The following is a 20,898-nucleotide window of genomic DNA, read 5'->3' on the forward strand; positions in this document are numbered from 1 at the left end:
ATGTGATGGACGCTGCTACGATCACCACACCCGCAGTACTTATCCTTCTCGGCCCTCCGGGCGCCGGGAAGGGCACGCAGGCCCGGATGCTGGAAGAGAAATTCGGACTTGTTCAACTCAGCACGGGTGACCTGCTGCGCGAAGCCGTTGCCGCAGGCACCGACGCAGGCAAAGCCGCCAAAGCCGTGATGGAAGCCGGTGATCTGGTCAGTGACGAGATCGTCATTGCGATCCTGCGCGACCGTATGGCGCAACCAGATTGCGCCAAGGGTGTCATTCTGGATGGGTTCCCACGCACAACGGTTCAGGCCGAGGCGCTTGATGGTTTGCTTGCGTCCAATGACCAAAAGATCAACGCAGCAATCAGCCTGGAAGTGGAAGATGCCGAAATGGTGATCCGCATCTCGGGCCGCTACACCTGCGCGGGCTGCGGTGAAGGGTACCACGACCAGTTTAAGAAGCCTGCCGAAGACGGTAAGTGCGACAAGTGCGGCAGCACCGAATTCAAGCGCCGCGCGGATGACAACGCTGAAACCGTGGCTTCGCGTCTGGCAGCTTATCATGCGCAGACCGCGCCGCTGATCACCTATTACGACGGTCACGGTGTTCTGAAACGCATCAATGCCATGGGCAGGATCGAGGATATCGCGGGCGATCTCGAAGGGATCGTCAGCGACGTGATGAGTTAAGGGGAGGAGATAAGCCGCAAGGCTTTGATCCTAAAAAGAATACTTCAAAAGACCGCTTTGGCGGACTGGTGGAGTTTTGCCTGACACCACACGGTGTCGGGCATTGTCGAGAAGCGGACCGACGCACTGGAGGAGTTGGGCACCGGGCCGCCAAACGAGGAAGCGAAGGAGGAACCCGCAATGGCGGATCAATCTACAAACTCCGCGCAGGCAGCCGAAGCCGATAAGGGCTATTGGCAGGCCAACCTGCGCCTCATCTACATCAGCCTCGTGATCTGGGCGCTGGTGTCATTTGGATTCGGCATCCTGCTGCGTCCGCTGCTGTCGGGCATCGCCGTCGGTGGTACTGATCTGGGCTTTTGGTTCGCTCAGCAAGGATCGATCCTGGTCTTTCTGGTGCTGATCTTCAACTACGCCTGGCGCATGAACAAGCTGGACGCCGAACACGGCGTGGATGAAGAGTAAGGGAGAGCGGGGATAATGGATCAGTTTACCATCAACCTGCTGTTTGTCGGCGCATCCTTCGCGCTGTACATCGGCATTGCGATTTGGGCCCGCGCGGGTTCCACATCAGAGTTCTACGCCGCCGGTCGCGGCGTGCACCCGGTCACCAACGGTATGGCGACAGCGGCAGACTGGATGTCTGCGGCCTCGTTCATCTCGATGGCGGGCCTGATTGCCTTTACCGGCTATGACAACTCGACCTTCCTGATGGGATGGACGGGTGGCTACGTGCTGTTGGCCCTGCTGCTTGCGCCTTACCTGCGGAAGTTCGGCAAGTTCACCGTATCGGAGTTCATCGGCGACCGCTTCTACAGCCAGACAGCACGCATCGTTGCGGTGATCTGTCTGATTGTTGCATCGGTGACCTACGTTATCGGTCAGATGACCGGTGTTGGGGTTGCCTTTGGCCGCTTCTTGGAAGTGTCGAACACCACCGGGCTGTTGATCGGTGCAGGCGTTGTGTTTGCCTACGCGGTGTTCGGAGGGATGAAGGGCGTGACCTATACACAGGTCGCTCAGTACTGCGTGCTGATCACCGCCTACACCATCCCTGCCATCTTTATCTCGCTACAGCTGACCGGCACTCCGATTCCGGCACTGGGTCTGTTTGGCGACACTGCAAGCGGTGTACCGCTGCTGACCAAGCTGGACGGCATCGTGACAGAGCTGGGCTTCAACGAATACACGGCCCATCACTCGAACACGCTGAACATGGTGCTGTTCACCCTGTCGCTGATGATCGGTACCGCCGGTCTGCCGCACGTTATCATGCGCTTCTTCACCGTTCCCAAAGTTGCTGATGCACGCTGGTCGGCTGGCTGGGCGTTGGTTTTCATCGCGCTGCTGTATCTGACCGCTCCGGCTGTTGGCGCAATGGCCCGCCTGAATATCACCGACATGATGTGGCCCAATGGTGGCATCGAAGGTGGTGCCGTTACAGTCGAACAGATCGACAATGATGCTCGGTACGACTGGATGGCCACATGGCAGAAAACCGGTCTGCTGGATTGGGAAGACAAGAACGGCGACGGCAAGATTCAGTACTACAATGACAAGTCTGAATCGATGCAGGCGATTGCGGAACAAAAAGGCTGGGTCGGTAACGAACTGACCAAGTTCAACCGCGATATCCTGGTTCTGGCCAACCCCGAGATTGCCAACCTGCCCGGTTGGGTGATCGGTCTGGTCGCTGCTGGTGGTCTTGCGGCTGCTCTGTCGACTGCTGCGGGCCTGCTGCTGGCGATTTCGTCGGCCGTGTCTCACGACCTGATCAAGGGCGCAATCAACCCGCAGATCTCGGAAAAAGGCGAGCTTCTGTCGGCACGGATTGCGATGGCTGTGGCGATTGCTGTAGCGACCTGGCTGGGTCTGAATCCTCCGGGCTTTGCAGCACAGACTGTTGCTCTGGCCTTTGGTCTGGCGGCAGCCTCGATCTTCCCGGCACTGATGATGGGGATCTTCTCGACCCGCATCAACAACACCGGTGCTGTTGCCGGTATGCTGGCAGGTCTGGTCGTTACACTGGTCTACATCTTCCTGCACAAGGGATGGCTGTTCATTCCGGACACCAACTCGTTCACCGATGCTGATCCGTTGCTGGGTCCGATCCAGTCGACCTCGTTCGGCGCTGTCGGTGCCATGGTCAACTTCGCTGTCGCCTATGTTGTGGCTGGCATGACCAAGGAAACTCCGCAGGAGATCAAGGAACTGGTCGAAAGCGTTCGCATTCCCCGTGGTGCGGGTGCAGCTCAGAACAAGTGAGCATGATGCGGTCGTTGGCTCTTGCCTTCGACCGCGTCTTTCGATCCACTACTCCCGCCCGGCATACCACTGGGCGGGATTTTTTCACCAGAACATCGGAGACATCAGATGCCCCTGTCCCATGATGAAATCGCCCGGTTTCTGAAGTCCGTTCATCCCTATGACGCGTTACCGGCTGATGCGCTGGATCAGATCGTAAAACAGATCGAGGTCTGGGAAGTCGAGGAAGACACCTCGGTCTATGAACTTGGCCATGCACTTCCCGGCGTGTTCGTGATCTATGAAGGACAGGTTGAAATCACCGATGAAAATGGTGCTGTTGTCTCTCAACTGGGCTTGCGCAATTCTTTTGGAGAGCGCGGGCTGCTGAAAGACGGCAAGGCAGCCACCAAGGCGCGTGCGCACACTCCGTCGGTCCTGATAGTATTGCCACCGGATCTGGTGCGCGAGTTGATCGATGGTCACGATGTGGTCGCCAAATTCTTCGACCGGACACGCGGCGACCGCAGCAGCCCGCAAAGCCTTGCGACCAGCTCCATTGATATTCTTATGGCACCTAACCCGGCCACCTGCCCCGCAGACACGCCTGTTCAGAAAGCGGCGCAGATCATGCGCGACAAGCACATCTCGTCGCTGTGCATCACGGACGGCGACACGTTGCAGGGCATCGCAACGCTGCGGGATATCTCGGGCAAATACGTTGCGGACGGACTACCTCCTTCCACGCCAATTTCCGAGATCATGACCGCGAACCCCGTCACCCTGTCACCCGGCGACATTGGTTCAGACGTGTTGCACATCATGATGGAACGCGGCATCGGCCACGTCCCGATTTCCGAGGGCGGTCGGCTGGTCGGTATTGTCACACAAACCGACCTGACACATTATCAGGCCGTGAACTCGGCCGAACTGGTGCGACGCATCGCGCAGGCAAATACCGCCAAAGATATGGCGCGGGTAACGGCGGAAATCCCACAGCTGCTGGTGCAACTGGTTGCAGGCGGGAACCGGCACGAAATCGTCACGCGCCTGATCACCGACATTGCTGACACGGTTACCCGGCGCCTTCTGGCCCTTGCCGAACAGAAACTGGGCCCGCCCCCTGTGCCGTATCTGTGGCTGGCCTGCGGCTCGCAAGGGCGGCAGGAGCAGACAGGCGTGTCGGATCAGGACAACTGCCTGATGTTGGATGACGGCGTGACCGATGCGGATATGGAATACTTTACAAAGCTGGCCAGGTTCGTGTCGGACGGGCTGGATACCTGTGGCTATTTCTATTGTCCCGGCGACATGATGGCGACCAATCCGCGCTGGTGTCAGCCGGTGCGTGTCTGGCGCGACTATTTCAAGGGATGGATCGCCAAACCGAACCCCGAAGCGCAGATGCTAGCCTCGGTCATGTTTGACTTGCGCCCGATTGGCGGCGCGTTCGACCTGTTCGCCGACCTGCAGGCCGACACATTGGCCGCAGCTCGGGCCAATTCGATCTTCGTCGCACATATGATCTCGAACTCGTTGAAACACACGCCGCCGCTGGGTTTGCTGCGTGGTTTTGCGACCATCCGGTCGGGCGAACATCGCAATACGCTGGATCTGAAACACAATGGTGTTGTTCCGGTCGTGGATCTGGCGCGGATCTACGCCTTGCAAGGCGAACTGCCCGAGGCCAATACCCGCGCCCGCCTGAAAGCGGCTGAGGCCAATGGCGTTCTCAGCGCGTCGGGCGCACACGACTTACTGGACGCCTATGATCTGATCGCCGAAACCCGGCTTGAACATCAGGTCCAACTGGTCAAATTGGGCAAGAAACCAGACAATTATCTGCCACCTTCCGATCTTTCGGACTTTGAGCGAAGTCATCTTCGTGATGCCTTCGTTGTGGTAAAAACGATGCAATCGGCGGTCGGCCACGGCAAGGGAATGCTGGGCTGACATGCATCTGAAGAACGGAGTGACACGATGTTTCTGGAATTGATCGGCACTGTTTTTGCGGGCTTCGCTTTTGCGGGTATCGTTCTTGTGCTGAACAAGCTGACCGGAGGGCGGTTGCCGAAATGGGTTACTCCGGTCGCGGCGGGTTTGGGGATGATCGCTGTGACCATCTCCAGCGAATATTCCTGGTATGACCGTACGCGCGAACAGCTTCCCAAGGAGATGGCAATCGTGCAAGAGGTTGAAAGCCGCGCCCTCTACCGCCCGTGGACCTACGCCATGCCCTTCGTCGACCGCTTTGCCGCCATCGATACCGTGTCGGTGCGAACAAACGAAAACGTGCCAGATCAACGGCTTGTCGATCTTTACTTCTTCGGCCGCTGGGCCCCGGTTTCAAAACTGCCCGTGGTCGTAAACTGTGCCGAGAATCGTCGCGCCAACCTTGCGGACGGTGCTGAGTTTTCCGATGACGGGCGTCTGCTGAATGCAGACTGGATATCTGCCGGGCCTGCCGACCCCATCATCGACGCCACCTGCGGGGTTTGACCATGCTCACAGGGTTAAGCCTCAGGCTCAGGATATTTCTGTTTTTCTGTCTGCTCGCGCTCGGCGGGATATCAATCAGTTCCGCCGCCCTGTGGATCACCTATGCCCGGGCCGCACAACCTGACCTGTTTGATGACTTCATCTTTGCCGAGGTTCTGATCGGGTTTGGATTGCTGGCTTTGATCGCAGGTGTCTGGCTGTTGTTTGACGACAATGTCGCCAAGCCGATCGAACGGCTTTCAGCGCAACTGCGGGCCCGCGCTCATGCCGGTGTCAGCACCGATCTGGACATGCAGGCCGCGCGATACCTGGGCGATCTGGCCCCAGCAGCGGCCGGCCTGGCCGAGCAACTTGCCGCAAATGCCATGCACACGGCCGAGGCGGTGGCCGCCGAAACCGCTCATCTGGCGGCGGAAAAACAGCGCCTTACTGCCCTTCTGACCGAAATCCCGGTCGCCATGTTGCTGGCCAGTCCGAAACACCAGATCGTTTTGTATGATGGTCAGGCAGCCGAGGTGCTGGCCCAGATCGCGCATCCCCGCCTGAACGCCTCGCTCTTCGAATACATCGAATCGACGGGGCTGACGGACGCGTATGGAAAGTTGTGCAAATCAGGTAAGGATGTTTTCTGCACCCTGACCAGCGTGGACGGCCGACAAACCTATTCGGCCCGAATGAAGCCACTGGGGGACGCACCCGGTTACATGCTGGTGTTCGAAGACAGCGTTGCCCGTATGTCGCCAGATGAGGCCCGCCCGCTGGTCTATGACTTCGAGTTGCTGGACACGCCGGGTGACGGTGCGTTCGAAAACCGCTCTTTGCTGGATCTGTGTTTTGTGGTCTTTGACACGGAAACAACCGGTTTGCTGCCGCACAAGGATGAGATCGTTCAAATCGGCGCGGTCCGCGTTGTGAAAGGCAAGATCGTTGCGGGCGAGCATCTGGACATGCTTGTTGATCCGGGCATTCCGATCCCTGCTGCCTCGACCCGCGTGCACAAGATCAGTGATCGCATGGTTCAGGGCGCGCCGGATATCGTCAAAGCCGGGCGTGTGTTTCACCAATTCTCACGCGATGCGGTGATCGTAGCCCATAACGCCCCGTTCGACATGGCGTTCCTGCGCCGCCATGCCAAGCGTATGGAAGTCGAATGGGATCATCCGATACTCGACACTGTGCTGCTGTCGGCTGTTTTGTTCGGCGCAAGCGATACACACACACTGGACGCAGTGTGCGAACGGCTGGACATCACTATCCCCGAGGCGCTGCGCCATACGGCATTGGGCGACGCGGTGGCAACGGCCGAGGCGCTGGTCAAGATGCTGCCCATTCTGCAAGCGCGCGGGCTGAACACCTTTGGCGAAGTCATCGTCCAGACCCGCAAACACGGACGTCTTCTGGAAGACCTGAATTAACACCGAAATTTGCAAATACCGTTCAGCTTTTCGTGGACAATCCGGGCCACGCATGGCACCTGATGCGCGGCCAAGGAACACGCGCGCGATATGACGGAAAAGAATTTCACACCGACCCCGGATCAAAGCCACGCCTTTCGTGAGGCGCTGGGATGTTTCGGAACAGGCGTCACCGTGATCACTGCGCAAACCGAAGACGGCCCGCGTGCAATCACTGTAAACTCGTTCGCGTCAGTGTCCCTAAATCCGCCGCTGGTGTTGTGGTGCCTGGCCAAAGAGTCAAACCGCTTCGACACTTTCAGCACCTGCACGCATTACTCGATCCATGTGATGGCTCAGGATCAACAGGACCAGGCGCTGAGATTTGCCCGCGACGGTGTGGATTTCACCCATGCCGAGTGGACGACGGACGAGGCTGATCGCCCGCAGCTGGCCAATTGTCTGGCACGGTTTGACTGCCGGTTGCATGCCCGGCACGAGGCTGGAGATCATCTGATCATTGTGGGTCATGTGGATCAGGTCATGTACCGCACCGGCAAGGGTCTGATCTTCAAGCGCGGTCAGTTCGGCGGGTTTGTCGACCCTTTCTAGTCGTCCAGCGACCCATGCACCGCCAGAACCTCTAGCTGTGCGTCTTGCGGAGTGATCACACGAAAGGCTTCGTGCACTCCTGTCTCAGACAATTCTCTGGCGACGGTCAGCAGCGTGTTGGCCGCATGGTCTTCACACAGCTCTGACATGTGATCGATTTCGTTCTGTGCCACGCTCAATGCCGCTTCGACCGAGGGCGCTCCGTAATACTGCACGAAATGTTCTGCCAGATTGCGGGTGATCTGATCCCTTTCAGCCGCTTCGATCTGGGTTACCGCCACAAATGTCACCCGGCCAAAGGTTTCCAACCCCAGCCAGCCATTCGCAAAAGCCTGACGCGCCTTACCTTCCAGATCCGCGCCGCTCCAGTTCGAAAACTCGAACCCGCCCGAAACGCACCATTCGCCCGTACGTGCCGGAGAATGGAACACGTTCATGTCGCTATCATCGAAATGGATCGCGCGGGCCAGTTTCATCGTCCGTTCTCCAATAGTTCCGTCAGCGGGCGCAGGCGGGTGTTGACCCCGTCGCGGATCAGCATTCCAAACCTCTCATCCGTGCCAAGGAATACACCGCCATCAACCAGTGGCTCACCTACGCCACGCAGCAGGCCCATCCATTCGGCATGCAGGGGCGCGTTGCCATCCTCCTGCCAGCGGTTGAGCCAGGTCAGCATATGGCGTGACCAGCTTTCGACCAGTTGCGTGGCCGAAACCTCGGCACAACCTTCATCATAAAGGGCTGTGACATCCGGCGTTTCGCCGGGCGCGGTGCTGGTTTGCATCAATGCGAGCTCCCAGCCGACAATCAGCCAATCCGGTTCTTCTTCCGCGTTTTCCCCGGAGGCCGAAACGCGGAACACACCGCATTTCGCACCATTCACACAAATCAGACCATCCCACCCCAGATGCACCGCCACTTCGGGTGGGGCCAGAGCGCCCAGCGCATTCTGAAACCCAACGGCACAAAGCGGCAGCATCGCCATCGCGTCCCGAAGCGGCACCTCGGGCGCGAAAACGATCGCGACACGCAGGTAATCGGCCTGAATGTTATAAACAACCGCCCCCGCATCGCAGCCCAAAGCCGCCATAGCCTGGGCGCGTTCAAACGGGTCTTCCCCACCCTGAACCGGGTGACCCGTCAACAAAGGGGGAAAGACCGGTTGGCTCATGCGGTGCCTTTGGCGATCATGTGGCGGGCGATCTTGCGGAAAGCCTCGGCCTGAGGGCTGTCTGGTTTGCTGACCACAATAGGCGCACCCCCGTCTGCGGCGATACGAATGTCCAGATGCAACGGGATTTCACCCAGCAGCGGCACGCCCATCGCCTCGGCCTCGGACTTGACACCACCATGACCAAAGACGTGTTCTTCATGCCCACAGTTCGAACAGATATGCGTGGACATGTTTTCGATCATCCCAACGATAGGCGTCTTGAGCTGATTGAACATGTCGATTCCCTTGCGGGCATCAATCAGCGCCACGTCCTGCGGCGTCGAGACGACAATAGCGCCGTCCACCTTGAATTTCTGGCTCAGCGTCAGTTGCACGTCGCCGGTACCGGGCGGCAGGTCGACGATCAGCACGTCCAGGGCACCCCATTGCACCTGGCTCATCATCTGTTGCAGCGCCCCCATCAGCATCGGCCCGCGCCAGACAACGGCCTGCCCTTCATTGGTCATCAACCCCATCGACATCATGGTGACGCCGTGGTTGCGCAGCGGTAGGATCGTCTTGCCATCGGGGCTGGCCGGGCGGCCCGAGACGCCTAACATCCGAGGCTGCGACGGCCCGTAAACATCCGCGTCCAGCAGACCCACGCGCCGCCCTTCTGCGGCCAGTGCACAGGCCAGATTGGCCGACACGGTTGATTTGCCCACCCCCCCCTTGCCAGAAGCAACCGCGAGGATCCGGTCAACACCGGGAACGGCCTGCGGTCCAGTTTGGGATGGTTTGGGTTTCGGCTTCAAATCCGGCGGCGCCTTATCGGAATGCGCAGTCATCAGGGCCGATACATTTGCAACGCCCTCAACCATCTGCGCAGCCTTCTCAGCTGTTGCGCGCACAGGTTCCATCTTGTCGGCATGCTTCGGATCAATCTCAAGAACAAAGCGAACCGTGTCGCCCTCAACATTCAGCGCGCGCACGATGCCCGCGCTGACAATGTCCTGACCCGAAACCGGATCGGTGATCTTTTTCAGGTTCGCCAGAACCGCGTCACGAACACTCATGCTGTTCTCTCCTTGGTGTGCCCCGCCGACAGGGGCGTGCGTGTCGACATGTATTGGTCGCCGCTCATTGCATGTGTCTCCGTCTCTTTCTGTTCATTTGACGCATCGCAGCCTTCATAGTTAGGCTAAACCATGCGCCTTGTCTTGTTGTGCCTGAGCCTGACGCTCACCGCCACCCCCTCCTTGTCGCAGGAGGCGATTGGCCTTGCGGCTCCAGCAGAGGTTAACGACTCCGGTCTGTTGCAACATATCCTTCCTCGCTTCTCTCTCAAGACCGGGATACGCGTTGTCGCAGATGATGCCGGTGCCATGGTGCTGGTAACCGAACCACCCGGCGATCCTGTCTTTGCCCGTGGTGGCGTGGTTTATCACCTGCGGATCGAAGGCGATGATCGTCAAATCCGGTTTCGCGACTGGCTGCAATCAGAGATCGGCAAGCGCACTGTCGAAAGCTTTCCTCCTGTGGTTGGTGAACCGTTCAGCGCCAGCTTTGATCCCAAGGTCACCCAGTCGGACGATACCTTGGACGGCAACACCGTGTTGGGCGAAGAACTGTCGATGACCCATTGTGGTCGATGTCATGTGATTGGCCCCCGCAATCGGATGAACGGGCTTGGCTCGACCCCCTCTTTCGCCGTCCTGCGCGCGATGCCGGATTGGTCGGAACGGTTCGAAGCGTTCTTTGCCCTCAATCCCCACCCCGCATTCACGCAGATCGACGGGTTGACACCGCCCTTTGATCCCGAGCGCCCATCCCCAATTCACCCGGTCAAGATGACGTTGGACGATCTTGAAGCCATCCTGGCGTTTGTTTCGCGTATAGACGCCGCTGATCTGGGCGCGCCGCTAAAGCTTCAGTGATCCTTTCTATCCGAATAGTAATCCTCGGTGGTAACGACCCGAGGCTTGGGTTTTGACTGGAACGGATTGTCCTGCTGCTGGAAATGAGCATTCACCCGGCAATTGTCGCACATCTGGATCATCCGTGCCTGATCCGATGTGGCAAACATCGGGTGCGTGCCCGATAGCTTTTCCATGATCCGTTCAACGGTTGATTTCACCCCGAACAGAGCCCCGCATTCGATGCAGGCAAACGGTTCCTCCTCGTTCAGGACCTGCTGAGACAGGGCAGCGTCGCTCAGATCCAGTTGCGGCACCAAGGTGATCGCGTCTTCGGGGCAGATCGTCTTGCACATTCCGCATTGCAGGCACGCATCCTGCTGAAAGTTCAACTGGGGCTTGTCAGGGTTATCCATCAAAGCTCCGGACGGGCACAGCGACACGCAACTAAGACAGAGCGTGCAACTGTCTGTATTCACAGCAACGGCACCGTAAGGCGCACCTTCAGGCAATGGCAGCGGGGCTTTGGCCTGCGGGTTCAGGGCCTGTGCTGCCAGCCGCGCGATTTGTCGGCGGTTGCCAAGTGGCAAGACCGGATTTGCCAACGGTTCGGGGACATTTTGCGCATACAGCAAGTCTGCCATCGCATCAGGGTCCACCTCCTCGATCAGCCCGATCGCATCCGAACTGGTTATGGCACGTGCCAGTTCAATTTCGCGATCCAGCGCATCCCGTTCGGTCTTCGGGGCCAGCAACACATCCACACGCGCAAATCCATGTGCCAGCGCGGCCAGCATTTCCGAATGGCCGAACCCGGATATCACTTTCAATTCCAGCGGGATAACATCCGCAGGCAATCCCCGGCCGAACCTTGCTGTAAGCCTTATCATTTCGGCACCGTAGGCGTCGTGCACAAGCAACCGGGGTGCGATTCCGCCTGCCCTTCGGTACGTGCGTTCCAGAATATGCATCCGTGACATCAAGGCCGAAACAGGTGGATCTTCATAGGTTATCGCCGATGACGGGCAGACCGCCGCGCATTCGCCACACCCGGCGCAGACCATCGGATCAATCGCCACATGCTCGCCCGAGGGTGTGATTGCACCGGTTGGGCAGATATCCAGACAGTTTGAGCATCCGACCTGTTCCGCCCGCGAATGGGCGCAAAGTGTTTCCTCCAGTCGCACGTACAGAGGTTTTTCGAATGTTCCGACCAGTTGGGCGGCGTCAAAAGCCAGACGTTCTACAGAAACCGCATCCTTGGGATCAGCCCGCAAATACCCTTCGCGCTTGGCCGGAGCCTGCACAAAGGGCGTGCCCCCCGTCAGGTCAACAATGATATCGCAGGCCGATTGCGCCCCATCTCTTGGTTCCGTCCAATTGAAAGCACCTCTGCCTGCGGGAACCACTTGCTGCACATTGTCCAGACGCAAGGAAAACCCACCCAGAGCACCCGAAACAGACCGCAATTGTCCCCGAATGACATCGAAGGCCCGAGAGTCTGGCTCAGCCTGATCCGTGACCAGAACGGTTACCGCCAGTGTTCGGGCCAACCTTTCCGCCAGTCCAAAGGCAACGGTACCAGGACCAATGATAAAACACGTGCCTTCGCTGATAACATCAACGCTGGGCGTCACCGGTTGCGGCAGGAACGCTTCGGCAGCTAAGGCAGCCATTTTGGCCGTCGCATCCGCGCCCTGATCGGACCAACCGGCGCGATCCCGCAGGTCGACAAAGCCGGGAATTTCGACATTCATATCTTCGGCAAGCGACCGGAACACCTCTTGTTCCTGCAGACAGGCGATGACGGTATCGCCCTCTTGCATCAAGGATGCAGCAGATTGCAGTTCTTTTGTGCAAAGCGCGGTATGCACCTTTGAACAGGTAATCCCGCAGGCGCTTTCGATCCTGTCCGGATCCAGCGCCTGAGTTCCCGCGCAATCGCAGAGCAAAAGTTTCGTGCCCATGTCCCCTCCCTCGGGAAGCAGTCCCGATCCATTGCACTTTAGGCTGCATTCCCGCCTTTGCACTTTAGGCTGCATTCCCGATGAAGCAACTTCAACCCTGCGAAGTGCACAGCGCGCCCGGCAGAGTTTCGCGGCAAAATCCCATAAAACAAAAGCCTTCTCAGGCTTTGATCACGAAGACGCTACCGGGAATACGACCAAAGTATTAAAGCGCAGGCTTGGCACGTGGCTATTTTGTGTACCATAGTGGACATGGAAAGGCAGGGGAGAGCCTTTCGGGGAGGATCCAGTGGCCAAGGCCGCAAGCCAGATCGACATGCCGGTTGGCGTCATTGTGCGCAAAACACCCGGGGTCACACGTTGGGCCCGCTGGAACTGGCGCGCGGTCGCCGTGTTGCCCGGTGCAGGGCCAGCCGATTGGCAGGAACTGCGCCGCGAAGGCGAGGCGGTCGAATACCACGCTGCCACCCTTCCCCTGACCCTCTGGGCGGACGAGACTGAAGCCTACCTGGTCAACCTGTCGGACGGGCAACCCTCGATCTATCTTGTACTGCGGAATGAGCTGAAGGGCGACACGCCCCTGAATGCAGTTCTGATCACCGCTTCTCCGTTCCAGGGGCAGGATTACGCGGACACCGGCGAAGAGATTGTCGAGAAAATCCCAATGACCGAAGGGTTGATCGCCTGGGTACGGGATTTCACCCTGAAACATCACCAGCACGAAGTGTTCGTCAAGCGCCGTCGCGACAGAAAGCGAACCGATTTGGTGGAGGATGGTAAGGGCGACGCGCGTATCCGGCAGGCATCGGATGTTTTCCGCGCCCCGAGACGGGTGCTGCAATGACAGAGCGGCGTGATTTCTGGTCGCGCCGAAAGGCTGCCGTTCAGGCCGAAGCTGAAGCCGAGGCGCTGGCCCTTGAAGAACAAGTGATCGCAGCCCATCACGCTGAACTTGAAGAAAAGAGTGACGTTGAGATTTTGGCCGAATTCAACCTTCCCGATCCCGATACCCTCGGACCCTGCGATGATGTTTCGGGCTTTATGTCCAAGGCAGTGCCTGATCGCCTTCGGCGCCGCGCCCTGCGGCGGTTGTGGCGGCTGAACCCTGTTCTGGCAAATGTCGACGGGCTGGTTGATTACGGCGAGGACTACACCGATGCCGCCTGCGTGATCGAAAACATCCAAACCGCCTATCAGGTTGGAAAAGGCATGCTGGCGCATGTCGAGGCACTGGCCGCCGACGCGCAAGAAACGGAAGAAAACGAAATCGAGGCTGATACGCTCTCTGAACCTGAGGTCGTGCCGGTTGACCCCGATCCCGTGCCACAGCCGGTTTCAGTTGCTCAGGTAGAAGAGCCGGAAGAACTCGAACGTCCCCCGTCGCCACGTCGAATGACATTTGAATTTGAAGGATGACCGAATGACCGCAAGTGACGCGCACACTCTGGATGTTTCAGCCGAGGATCGCCTGCGCGCGGATTTCTATAACTTTCTGGGTCTGTTACTGGCAGGTCCTCCGGACCAGATGTTGCTGAACCAAATGGCTGGTCTGGTCGGAGATGACACGGATCTCGGCAAGGCCATTCAATCCATGGCGCGGGTTGCCAAGGTCACCAAGCCAGCCGCTGCCGAACGGGAATTCAATGCGTTATTCATCGGATTGGGCCGGGGTGAGTTGCTGCCTTACGCCAGTTTCTACCTGACGGGCTTTTTGAACGAGAAACCCTTGGCTCAGCTGCGCAATGACATGGCGGTTCGCGGGATCACACGTGCCCAAAACGTGTTCGAGCCCGAAGATAACATCGCCTCATTGATGGAGATGATGGCCGGAATGATCGTCGGGCGTTTTGGCAGCCCGGCATCCCTGGATGACCAAAAGGCATTCTGGAGCAAGCATATCGGCCCCTGGGCCACGCATTTCTATTCGGATTTGGAAGCAGCCGAGAACTCGGTTCTTTATGCATCCGTCGGCACTGCCGGTCGGGTGTTCATGGAGATCGAGCGCGAAGCGTTCCGGATGACGGCGGGGTAACCCGCACATCGCCGGTGTCCCATGGGCGCCAAACCGCAATTGGGAAAGGAGGTTCCCATGAGCAAGACCAAGGAAGAAGGCGCCACCCGCCGTGACTTCCTCAAACTGGCCGGAACCGCAGCACCAGCTGCCGTTGCCGCCAGCCTGACCGGGAAGGCCGAAGCCGCCGCGCTGCCGACCGACGAAACCCGCATTCAGGATACTGCGCATACACGCGCATACATCGAGAGCACCCGGTTCTAGGACTGGACGCTTTCACACCCGACAGACGGTTGCGATTGGCCCTGACGTCGGCTTCAGCAGTACCAAGCCAGCCGTGGCTTACACGGCGCGCAAGGGAGGAAAGACATGCTTAGGAAAAAGACCAACGGGGTTGCGAGACGCCCCCAGCGGACAAGTATCCTGTCCCAGGTCGGCGAGAAAACCGTCGATCGCCGCGCATTCCTGCGTGGCTCGGGCCTGACGATCGGCGGCCTTGCCGCGATCAGCGCCACAGGTGGAACCGTGACGCCAGCCAGTGCCCAGACAGCGGCCAATCAGGCCGTCGAAAACATCAAATCCGTATGCACCCACTGTTCGGTCGGCTGTACTGTCGTCGCCGAAGTACAGAACGGTGTCTGGGTCGGGCAGGAACCCGGCTGGGACAGCCCGTTCAACCTGGGTGCACATTGTGCCAAGGGGGCTTCGGTTCGCGAGCACGCCCACGGCGAGCGCCGCCTGAAATATCCGATGAAAAAGGAAGGCGGCGAGTGGAAGCGCATCAGCTGGGAAGAGGCGATCAACGAGATCGGCGATGGCATGATGTCGATCCGCGAAGAATCCGGGCCCGACAGCGTGTATTGGCTGGGCTCTGCAAAGCACAATAACGAACAGGCCTATCTGTTCCGCAAATTCGCCGCCTACTGGGGCACGAACAACGTGGACCATCAGGCCCGTATCTGCCACTCGACCACGGTTGCGGGTGTTGCGAATACATGGGGCTACGGCGCCATGACCAATTCGTATAACGACATCCACAACTCGCGCGCCATCTTCATCATCGGCGGCAACCCGGCTGAAGCGCACCCTGTCTCTCTGCTGCACGTTCTGCGCGCAAAAGAGCAGAATAACGCACCGCTGATCGTCTGCGACCCGCGATTTACGCGCACCGCGGCCCATGCGGATGAATATGTCCGTTTCCGCCCGGGCACAGACGTTGCGCTGATCTGGGGCATCCTGTGGCACATCTTCGACAACGGTTGGGAGGATAAAGAATTCATCCGCACCCGGGTCTGGGGCATGGACCAGATTCAGGATGAGGTGGCCAAATGGACGCCTGAAGAAACAGAACGCGTCACCGGCGTGCCTGGCTCGCAACTGAAACGCGTTGCCCGAACTATGGCGAACAACCGCCCCGGCACGGTCATCTGGTGCATGGGCGGCACACAGCACACCAACGGCAACAACAACACCCGCGCCTATTGCGTGCTTCAGCTTGCGCTGGGCAACATGGGTACCTCGGGTGGCGGTACCAATATCTTCCGCGGCCACGACAACGTGCAGGGCGCGACAGACCTTGGTGTTTTGTCCCACACCCTGCCCGGCTATTACGGCCTGTCTGCGGGCGCATGGGGCCACTGGAGCCGCGTCTGGGGTGAAGACCTGGATTGGCTGAAGGGCCAGTTCGCCACGATCAAGGGCAAAGACGGCAAGGACAAACCGCTGATGAATGAAAGCGGTATCCCGGTATCCCGCTGGATCGACGGTGTTCTGGAAGACCCTGCGAACATGGATCAGGACAACAATGTCCGTGCCATGGTTCTGTGGGGTCACGCGCCGAACTCGCAAACGCGGGGTCCGGAAATGAAAACGGCAATGGAAAAGCTGGACATGCTGGTCGTGATCGACCCGTATCCCACTGTCTCGGCCGTTCTGCATGACCGCACCGATGGCGTCTACCTTTTGCCTGCCTGTACGCAGTTCGAAACCCGTGGCTCGGTCACCGCGTCAAACCGCTCGTTGCAGTGGCGTGACAAGGTCGTTGATCCGCTGTTCGAAAGCCTGCCGGACGAGGTCATCATGGCCAAGTTCGCCAACAAGTTCGGCTGGGCGGATCGCCTGTTCCGCAATATCGAGATGGAAGACCCCGAGACCCCGAATGTTGAAAGCATCACGCGTGAATTCAACTCGGGCCTCTGGACCATCGGATATACCGGGCAGTCGCCAGAACGCTTGAAAAGCCATATGGCCAACCAGCACACGTTCGACCGAACCACGCTGCAAGCCATTGGTGGACCAAACGACGGCGAATATTATGGTCTGCCCTGGCCGTGCTGGGGAACCGCTGAGATGGGTCATACGGGGACTCCGAACCTCTATGACATGTCCAAACCGGTGGCCGAAGGCGGCTTGACCTTCCGCGCCAGGTTCGGAGTGGAACGCGATGGCGACAACCTGCTGGCCGAAGGGGTCTATAGCGTTGGATCAGAAATTCAGGACGGATACCCTGAATTCACGATGCAGATGCTGATGGACCTTGGCTGGGACGGCGACCTGACGGCTGAAGAACGCGCTGCAATCGATGCCGTTGCAGGCCCCGAGACCAACTGGAAAACCGACCTTTCAGGTGGTATCCAGCGGGTGGCGATCAAGCATGGCTGTGCGCCCTTCGGGAACGCCAAGGCCCGCGCGGTCGTCTGGACCTTCCCGGATCCGATCCCACTGCATCGCGAGCCGCTTTATACGAACCGGCGTGATCTGGTGGTGGACTATCCAACCTACGAAGACCGGCACGCCTATCGCCTGCCCACCCTTTATGCTTCGATCCAAAAGAACGACTTTTCAAAGGATTACCCGATAATCCTGACGTCAGGTCGTCTGGTTGAATATGAAGGCGGCGGCGAGGAAAGCCGGTCTAACCCATGGCTTGCTGAACTTCAGCAGGACATGTTCGTCGAGATCAATCCGCGCGATGCCAACAACCTTGGCATTCGGGACGGGCAACAGGTCTGGGTCGAAGGTCCGGAAGGCGGTAAGGTCAAGGTGATGGCGATGCTGACCAATCGGGTCGGTGCCGGTGTCGCCTTCATGCCTTTCCACTTTGGCGGCCATTTCCAGGGCGAGGACTTGCGGCACAAATACCCCGCCGGTGCTGACCCCTATGTTCTGGGCGAAAGTTCCAACACCGCCCAGACTTATGGCTATGATTCAGTGACCCAGATGCAGGAGACCAAGTGTACTCTCTGCAAGATCTCGGCAGCGTAAGGAGGACGATTAATGGCTAGAGCAAAGTTTCTCTGCGACGCTGAACGCTGCATCGAATGCAACGCCTGCGTAACCGCGTGCAAGAACGAGCATGAGGTACCCTGGGGTATCAACCGCCGCAGGGTGGTGACGATCAATGACGGCAATCCGGGCGAACGCTCGATCTCGGTGGCCTGTATGCATTGTTCGGATGCGCCCTGCATGGCGGTGTGCCCGGTCGACTGCTTCTATCAGAACGAAGAAGGTGTTGTCCTGCACTCCAAGGACCTGTGCATCGGTTGCGGTTATTGCTTTTACGCATGCCCGTTTGGCGCGCCGCAATACCCGCAGGCAGGCAATTTCGGTTCACGCGGCAAGATGGACAAATGCACCTTCTGCGCCGGTGGTCCCGAAGAAAACCACTCGACCGCAGAGTTCGCCAAATACGGTCGCAACCGGATCGCCGAGGGCAAACTGCCCATCTGCGCCGAAATGTGCTCCACCAAGGCCCTGCTTGCCGGTGACGGCGACGTGGTGTCGGCTGTTTACCGCGAACGCGTCGTGGCGCGCGGTTTCGGCTCGGGCGCCTGGGGCTGGGGTACTGCCTACGACCAGAAAGACGGCTAAGCCGCTGTCTGCACAAAGCAATGGACAACCCGCTCGGCGCGGGTTGTCCGATCTTGGAATTTGACCGAGGTTCAGATGCTCCGCTTTCTCATCGCTTTTCTGTTCACCCTTGGACTGACCTTTTCGGCAGCCGCCCAAACGACCGATGACAGCAACGCCACGCCTGAAAGGGCGGGAACCGGCGGAGCGACGACCCTCGAAGACATTCTCGCCCGGCAACGTGGTGAGCAGGTGGATAACGGATATCGCTCCGGCAATACCGGCCAGACCAATGTCGAGGGTCTGATGGGTCAGCTTGGCACCCGTGGTGTCGCGTCGGACAGTGATGTATATCGTGCGTTGCGCTATGGCTCGGCCAATGTGACCGTATCGTCAAACGGCCCCGCTGCAAGCGTGTTGATACAGGATGGCGGCATGTGGTGGCTGAACTTCCGCAGCGGACCGCTGCGCGAATATGGCACTTACATCATCGCCGGGATGCTGGGCATCATTCTGCTGTTCTTCCTGATCCGTGGGAAAATCCGCATCGATGGAGAGAAAACGGGCCGCACGGTTACCCGCTTCAACGGGATTGAACGTTTCGGTCATTGGCTGTTTGCAGGATCGTTCCTAATCCTCGGCATTACTGGTTTGCTCACGCTCTATGGCCGCGACTTCCTGATTCCGATCTTCGGCAAGGAAGGTTTCGCTACCATCGCACTGGGCTGTAAGTGGCTGCATAACAATCTGGCCTGGGCCTTTATGCTGGGTCTGATCATCGTCACGGTGAACTGGATTGCTCATAACATTCCCAACCGGACCGACCTGAAATGGCTCGCCGCCGGAGGGGGGCTGTTCACCAAGGGCAACCACCCGCCCGCCCGGAAATTCAATGCGGGGCAAAAGATCATTTTCTGGGCCTGCATCCTTCTGGGCGTGTCAATCAGCCTGTCCGGCTTGTCACTGCTGTTCCCGTTCGAGATGCCCCTGTTCGCCAAAACCTTCTCGGTCGCAAACGCCACGGGCATTCCGCAGGCGCTGGGTCTGACCTTGCCGGTGCAGATGTCACCGCAGGAAGAGATGCAATTCGCCCAAGTCTGGCATGTCATGATTGCCTATGTGTTCATCGCGATCATCGTCGCTCATATCTATCTCGGCTCGGTCGGGATGGAGGGCGCGTTTGACGCCATGGGAACCGGAGAGGTCGAGGAACAATGGGCGCGCGAGCATCACTCACTCTGGCTGGAAGAGGTGCAGAAAAAAGAGGCTGACACAGCAGCCGCCTCACCCGCTGAATAGATGCGTGGGCTGGTTCTGGCGCTGGTGCTGGTGCCCCTGCCCGCCGTGGCAGAATTCTTCACGCTGAAAGGGCATGGCGGCCCCATCATGGGCATCGCCGCCGCGCCTGACGGTCGCATCGCAACAGCCAGTTTCGACAACTCTGTGGGCCTTTGGACCGGGCAAACACCAGAATGGTACGAAGGGCACGAAGCCGCCGTGAACACAGTCGCGTTCAACGGCTCCGCTTTCTATTCTGCCGGAGACGACTTCACCCTGCGCAAATGGCCCGGCGGTGAAGTCATTGGCCGACACAAGGGCAAGATTGTCAGCCTTGCGGCTTCAGAAACCGTAATTGCGACCGCCAGCTGGGATGGAACAATCGGCCTGTGGCCTATCGATGGCACAGAACCCGCGCGGCTTGGACCGACCGGCAGTGGCGTGAATGCGGTCGCATTCTCACCTGACGGCACACAGCTATTTTCGGCGGGCGTCGACGGCGCTTTGCGGCTATGGGATGTATCCAGCAGGCAGGAAAAAAGGCGTCTGGTCGAGCACGGGTTCGGCATCAATGAACTGGCCCTGAATGCACAGGATAACTGGATCGCCTATGGTGCGGTTGACGGTGTTACGCGTATCCTTGACCTTGCCACCGGGGAAGAGCGCGATTTCACTCTGGACCGCCGCCCGATCCTTGCCCTTGCGCTCAGCCCGGATCGGAAACTTTTGGCCGTAGGCGATGGCGAAGGGTATATTATGGTCATCGACACCGTCGATTGGCGCATTGCACAGGATTTTCGCGCCACGTTGCGCGGTCCGGTCTGGGCTTTGGCATTTTCCAAAGACGGTAAAAACATCCATGCGGGCGGACTTGACGAGGCGATGTACAGCTGGCCTGTGGACGCTCTGTCCGACCAACACCAGATGGCCTCGGCAGAACCGAGTTTCCTGAAAAATCCTGATGAGATGGACAACGGGGAACGCCAGTTTGCGCGCAAATGTTCGATCTGTCACAGCCTGTCCTCCGATAACGCGCGACGTGCAGGCCCAACCCTGCACGGTGTATTTGGACGTCAGGCCGGCACGGTTCGTGGATATTTGTACTCGGATACATTGCAAGGCTCTGATATCATTTGGAATGACGAGACAATAAATGCCCTTTTCGACGAGGGGCCAGACCACTACATTCCGGGGTCGAAAATGCCGATGCAGCGAATTGCCAAAGCACAGGATCGCCAGGATCTTATTGCTTTTTTGCGTCGCGCAACAACTGACCGGAACTGAAC

The 20,898-nt window shown here is 58.7% G+C and carries 20 protein-coding genes; 16 read left to right on the top strand and 4 right to left on the bottom strand.

The window, feature by feature from the left end:
• Positions 1-5 precede the first annotated feature (5 nt).
• The 7 genes from ACR0DY_RS03005 (at position 6) to ACR0DY_RS03035 (ending at position 7,438) form a co-directional block, all read left to right on the top strand.
• Complete coding sequence (locus ACR0DY_RS03005; protein WP_267364040.1) at positions 6-689, top strand: adenylate kinase; 684 nt, start codon at positions 6-8, stop codon at positions 687-689.
• A 180-nt stretch (positions 690-869) separates the two neighbouring features.
• Complete coding sequence (locus ACR0DY_RS03010; RefSeq protein ID WP_209504901.1) at positions 870-1,154, top strand: DUF4212 domain-containing protein; 285 nt, start codon at positions 870-872, stop codon at positions 1,152-1,154.
• Between the two features lie 15 nt (positions 1,155-1,169).
• Positions 1,170-2,954, top strand: coding sequence for a sodium:solute symporter family protein (locus tag ACR0DY_RS03015; protein WP_480481301.1), 1,785 nt, complete (start codon positions 1,170-1,172; stop codon positions 2,952-2,954).
• Positions 2,955-3,062: 108 nt separating this feature from the next.
• On the top strand, positions 3,063-4,886 hold the full coding sequence (locus ACR0DY_RS03020) for a DUF294 nucleotidyltransferase-like domain-containing protein (RefSeq protein WP_480481303.1): 1,824 nt from the start codon (positions 3,063-3,065) through the stop codon (positions 4,884-4,886).
• A gap of 27 nt (positions 4,887-4,913) precedes the next feature.
• Positions 4,914-5,432, top strand: coding sequence for a hypothetical protein (locus ACR0DY_RS03025; RefSeq protein ID WP_480537666.1), 519 nt, complete (start codon positions 4,914-4,916; stop codon positions 5,430-5,432).
• A gap of 2 nt (positions 5,433-5,434) precedes the next feature.
• Positions 5,435-6,847 carry a 3'-5' exonuclease gene (locus ACR0DY_RS03030; RefSeq protein ID WP_480537664.1) on the top strand — a complete coding sequence of 471 codons (1,413 nt, stop codon included), beginning with the start codon at positions 5,435-5,437 and terminating at the stop codon, positions 6,845-6,847.
• 90 nt (positions 6,848-6,937) lie between these two features.
• Positions 6,938-7,438 carry a flavin reductase family protein gene (locus ACR0DY_RS03035; RefSeq protein ID WP_480537662.1) on the top strand — a complete coding sequence of 167 codons (501 nt, stop codon included), beginning with the start codon at positions 6,938-6,940 and terminating at the stop codon, positions 7,436-7,438.
• Here the strand turns inward: ACR0DY_RS03035 and ACR0DY_RS03040 are convergent.
• From ACR0DY_RS03040 to ACR0DY_RS03050, 3 genes are read right to left on the bottom strand one after another with little or no spacing between them, the layout of a single operon-like run.
• The gene (locus ACR0DY_RS03040) at positions 7,435-7,914 is read right to left on the bottom strand and encodes a DUF6505 family protein (protein ID WP_480897786.1); all 480 of its coding nucleotides are present in this window, start codon (positions 7,912-7,914) and stop codon (positions 7,435-7,437) included. The two genes, ACR0DY_RS03035 and ACR0DY_RS03040, sit on opposite strands and share 4 nt — an antisense overlap.
• Positions 7,911-8,609, bottom strand: coding sequence for a biotin/lipoate--protein ligase family protein (locus ACR0DY_RS03045; protein ID WP_480485891.1), 699 nt, complete (start codon positions 8,607-8,609; stop codon positions 7,911-7,913). Before ACR0DY_RS03045 ends, ACR0DY_RS03040 begins: the two co-directional genes overlap by 4 nt.
• Positions 8,606-9,667, bottom strand: coding sequence for an Mrp/NBP35 family ATP-binding protein (locus ACR0DY_RS03050; RefSeq protein WP_480897787.1), 1,062 nt, complete (start codon positions 9,665-9,667; stop codon positions 8,606-8,608). The genes ACR0DY_RS03045 and ACR0DY_RS03050 overlap by 4 nt, the downstream gene beginning before the upstream one ends.
• A 132-nt stretch (positions 9,668-9,799) precedes the next feature.
• On the opposite strand from ACR0DY_RS03050, the gene ACR0DY_RS03055 reads away from it, so the two are divergent.
• Positions 9,800-10,528: a hypothetical protein gene (locus tag ACR0DY_RS03055; RefSeq protein ID WP_480485895.1), complete on the top strand. Its 729-nt coding sequence runs from the start codon at positions 9,800-9,802 to the stop codon at positions 10,526-10,528.
• On the opposite strand, the gene ACR0DY_RS03060 is transcribed toward ACR0DY_RS03055, so the two are convergent.
• On the bottom strand, positions 10,522-12,474 hold the full coding sequence (locus ACR0DY_RS03060) for a 4Fe-4S binding protein (RefSeq protein WP_480545648.1): 1,953 nt from the start codon (positions 12,472-12,474) through the stop codon (positions 10,522-10,524). The two genes, ACR0DY_RS03055 and ACR0DY_RS03060, sit on opposite strands and share 7 nt — an antisense overlap.
• Positions 12,475-12,763: 289 nt before the next feature.
• Between ACR0DY_RS03060 and ACR0DY_RS03065 the strand changes: the two genes are divergently transcribed.
• The 8 genes from ACR0DY_RS03065 to ACR0DY_RS03100 all read left to right on the top strand — a co-directional run bounded on the left by ACR0DY_RS03065 (position 12,764) and on the right by ACR0DY_RS03100 (position 20,896).
• Positions 12,764-13,318, top strand: coding sequence for a DUF3305 domain-containing protein (locus tag ACR0DY_RS03065; protein WP_267365561.1), 555 nt, complete (start codon positions 12,764-12,766; stop codon positions 13,316-13,318).
• The gene (locus tag ACR0DY_RS03070) at positions 13,315-13,890 is read left to right on the top strand and encodes a DUF3306 domain-containing protein (protein ID WP_480545649.1); all 576 of its coding nucleotides are present in this window, start codon (positions 13,315-13,317) and stop codon (positions 13,888-13,890) included. Before ACR0DY_RS03065 ends, ACR0DY_RS03070 begins: the two co-directional genes overlap by 4 nt.
• 4 nt (positions 13,891-13,894) lie before the next feature.
• Positions 13,895-14,506 carry a TorD/DmsD family molecular chaperone gene (locus tag ACR0DY_RS03075; RefSeq protein ID WP_480476674.1) on the top strand — a complete coding sequence of 204 codons (612 nt, stop codon included), beginning with the start codon at positions 13,895-13,897 and terminating at the stop codon, positions 14,504-14,506.
• A gap of 57 nt (positions 14,507-14,563) precedes the next feature.
• Positions 14,564-14,749, top strand: a complete 186-nt coding sequence (locus ACR0DY_RS03080) for a ubiquinol-cytochrome c reductase iron-sulfur subunit N-terminal domain-containing protein (RefSeq protein WP_480476672.1) — start codon at positions 14,564-14,566, stop codon at positions 14,747-14,749.
• Positions 14,750-14,854: 105 nt separating this feature from the next.
• Positions 14,855-17,749: a formate dehydrogenase subunit alpha gene (locus ACR0DY_RS03085; protein ID WP_267365565.1), complete on the top strand. Its 2,895-nt coding sequence runs from the start codon at positions 14,855-14,857 to the stop codon at positions 17,747-17,749.
• A gap of 12 nt (positions 17,750-17,761) precedes the next feature.
• Positions 17,762-18,355, top strand: a complete 594-nt coding sequence (fdh3B, locus tag ACR0DY_RS03090) for a formate dehydrogenase FDH3 subunit beta (RefSeq protein ID WP_209504177.1) — start codon at positions 17,762-17,764, stop codon at positions 18,353-18,355.
• A gap of 75 nt (positions 18,356-18,430) precedes the next feature.
• Positions 18,431-19,633, top strand: a complete 1,203-nt coding sequence (locus ACR0DY_RS03095) for a formate dehydrogenase subunit gamma (RefSeq protein ID WP_480897789.1) — start codon at positions 18,431-18,433, stop codon at positions 19,631-19,633.
• Complete coding sequence (locus ACR0DY_RS03100; RefSeq protein ID WP_480485902.1) at positions 19,634-20,896, top strand: c-type cytochrome; 1,263 nt, start codon at positions 19,634-19,636, stop codon at positions 20,894-20,896. It abuts the gene before it with no gap.
• Positions 20,897-20,898: the final 2 nt, after the last annotated feature.

The organism is Ruegeria sp. O6, from assembly GCF_056535045.1.

Bases quoted from the DNA above. Each gene is read 5' to 3' on its own strand.
- ACR0DY_RS03095 (WP_480897789.1), top strand. From the start codon at position 18,431: ATGCTCCGCTTTCTCATCGCTTTTCTGTTCACCCTTGGACTGACCTTT.
- ACR0DY_RS03070 (WP_480545649.1), top strand. From the start codon at position 13,315: ATGACAGAGCGGCGTGATTTCTGGTCGCGCCGAAAGGCTGCCGTTCAG.
- ACR0DY_RS03075 (WP_480476674.1), top strand. From the start codon at position 13,895: ATGACCGCAAGTGACGCGCACACTCTGGATGTTTCAGCCGAGGATCGC.
- ACR0DY_RS03020 (WP_480481303.1), top strand. From the start codon at position 3,063: ATGCCCCTGTCCCATGATGAAATCGCCCGGTTTCTGAAGTCCGTTCAT.
- ACR0DY_RS03025 (WP_480537666.1), top strand. From the start codon at position 4,914: ATGTTTCTGGAATTGATCGGCACTGTTTTTGCGGGCTTCGCTTTTGCG.
- ACR0DY_RS03015 (WP_480481301.1), top strand. From the start codon at position 1,170: ATGGATCAGTTTACCATCAACCTGCTGTTTGTCGGCGCATCCTTCGCG.
- ACR0DY_RS03100 (WP_480485902.1), top strand. From the start codon at position 19,634: ATGCGTGGGCTGGTTCTGGCGCTGGTGCTGGTGCCCCTGCCCGCCGTG.
- ACR0DY_RS03035 (WP_480537662.1), top strand. From the start codon at position 6,938: ATGACGGAAAAGAATTTCACACCGACCCCGGATCAAAGCCACGCCTTT.
- ACR0DY_RS03080 (WP_480476672.1), top strand. From the start codon at position 14,564: ATGAGCAAGACCAAGGAAGAAGGCGCCACCCGCCGTGACTTCCTCAAA.
- ACR0DY_RS03040 (WP_480897786.1), bottom strand. From the start codon at position 7,914: ATGAAACTGGCCCGCGCGATCCATTTCGATGATAGCGACATGAACGTG.
- ACR0DY_RS03060 (WP_480545648.1), bottom strand. From the start codon at position 12,474: ATGGGCACGAAACTTTTGCTCTGCGATTGCGCGGGAACTCAGGCGCTG.
- ACR0DY_RS03030 (WP_480537664.1), top strand. From the start codon at position 5,435: ATGCTCACAGGGTTAAGCCTCAGGCTCAGGATATTTCTGTTTTTCTGT.
- ACR0DY_RS03055 (WP_480485895.1), top strand. From the start codon at position 9,800: ATGCGCCTTGTCTTGTTGTGCCTGAGCCTGACGCTCACCGCCACCCCC.
- ACR0DY_RS03005 (WP_267364040.1), top strand. From the start codon at position 6: ATGGACGCTGCTACGATCACCACACCCGCAGTACTTATCCTTCTCGGC.
- ACR0DY_RS03085 (WP_267365565.1), top strand. From the start codon at position 14,855: ATGCTTAGGAAAAAGACCAACGGGGTTGCGAGACGCCCCCAGCGGACA.
- ACR0DY_RS03010 (WP_209504901.1), top strand. From the start codon at position 870: ATGGCGGATCAATCTACAAACTCCGCGCAGGCAGCCGAAGCCGATAAG.
- ACR0DY_RS03050 (WP_480897787.1), bottom strand. From the start codon at position 9,667: ATGAGTGTTCGTGACGCGGTTCTGGCGAACCTGAAAAAGATCACCGAT.
- ACR0DY_RS03045 (WP_480485891.1), bottom strand. From the start codon at position 8,609: ATGAGCCAACCGGTCTTTCCCCCTTTGTTGACGGGTCACCCGGTTCAG.
- fdh3B (WP_209504177.1), top strand. From the start codon at position 17,762: ATGGCTAGAGCAAAGTTTCTCTGCGACGCTGAACGCTGCATCGAATGC.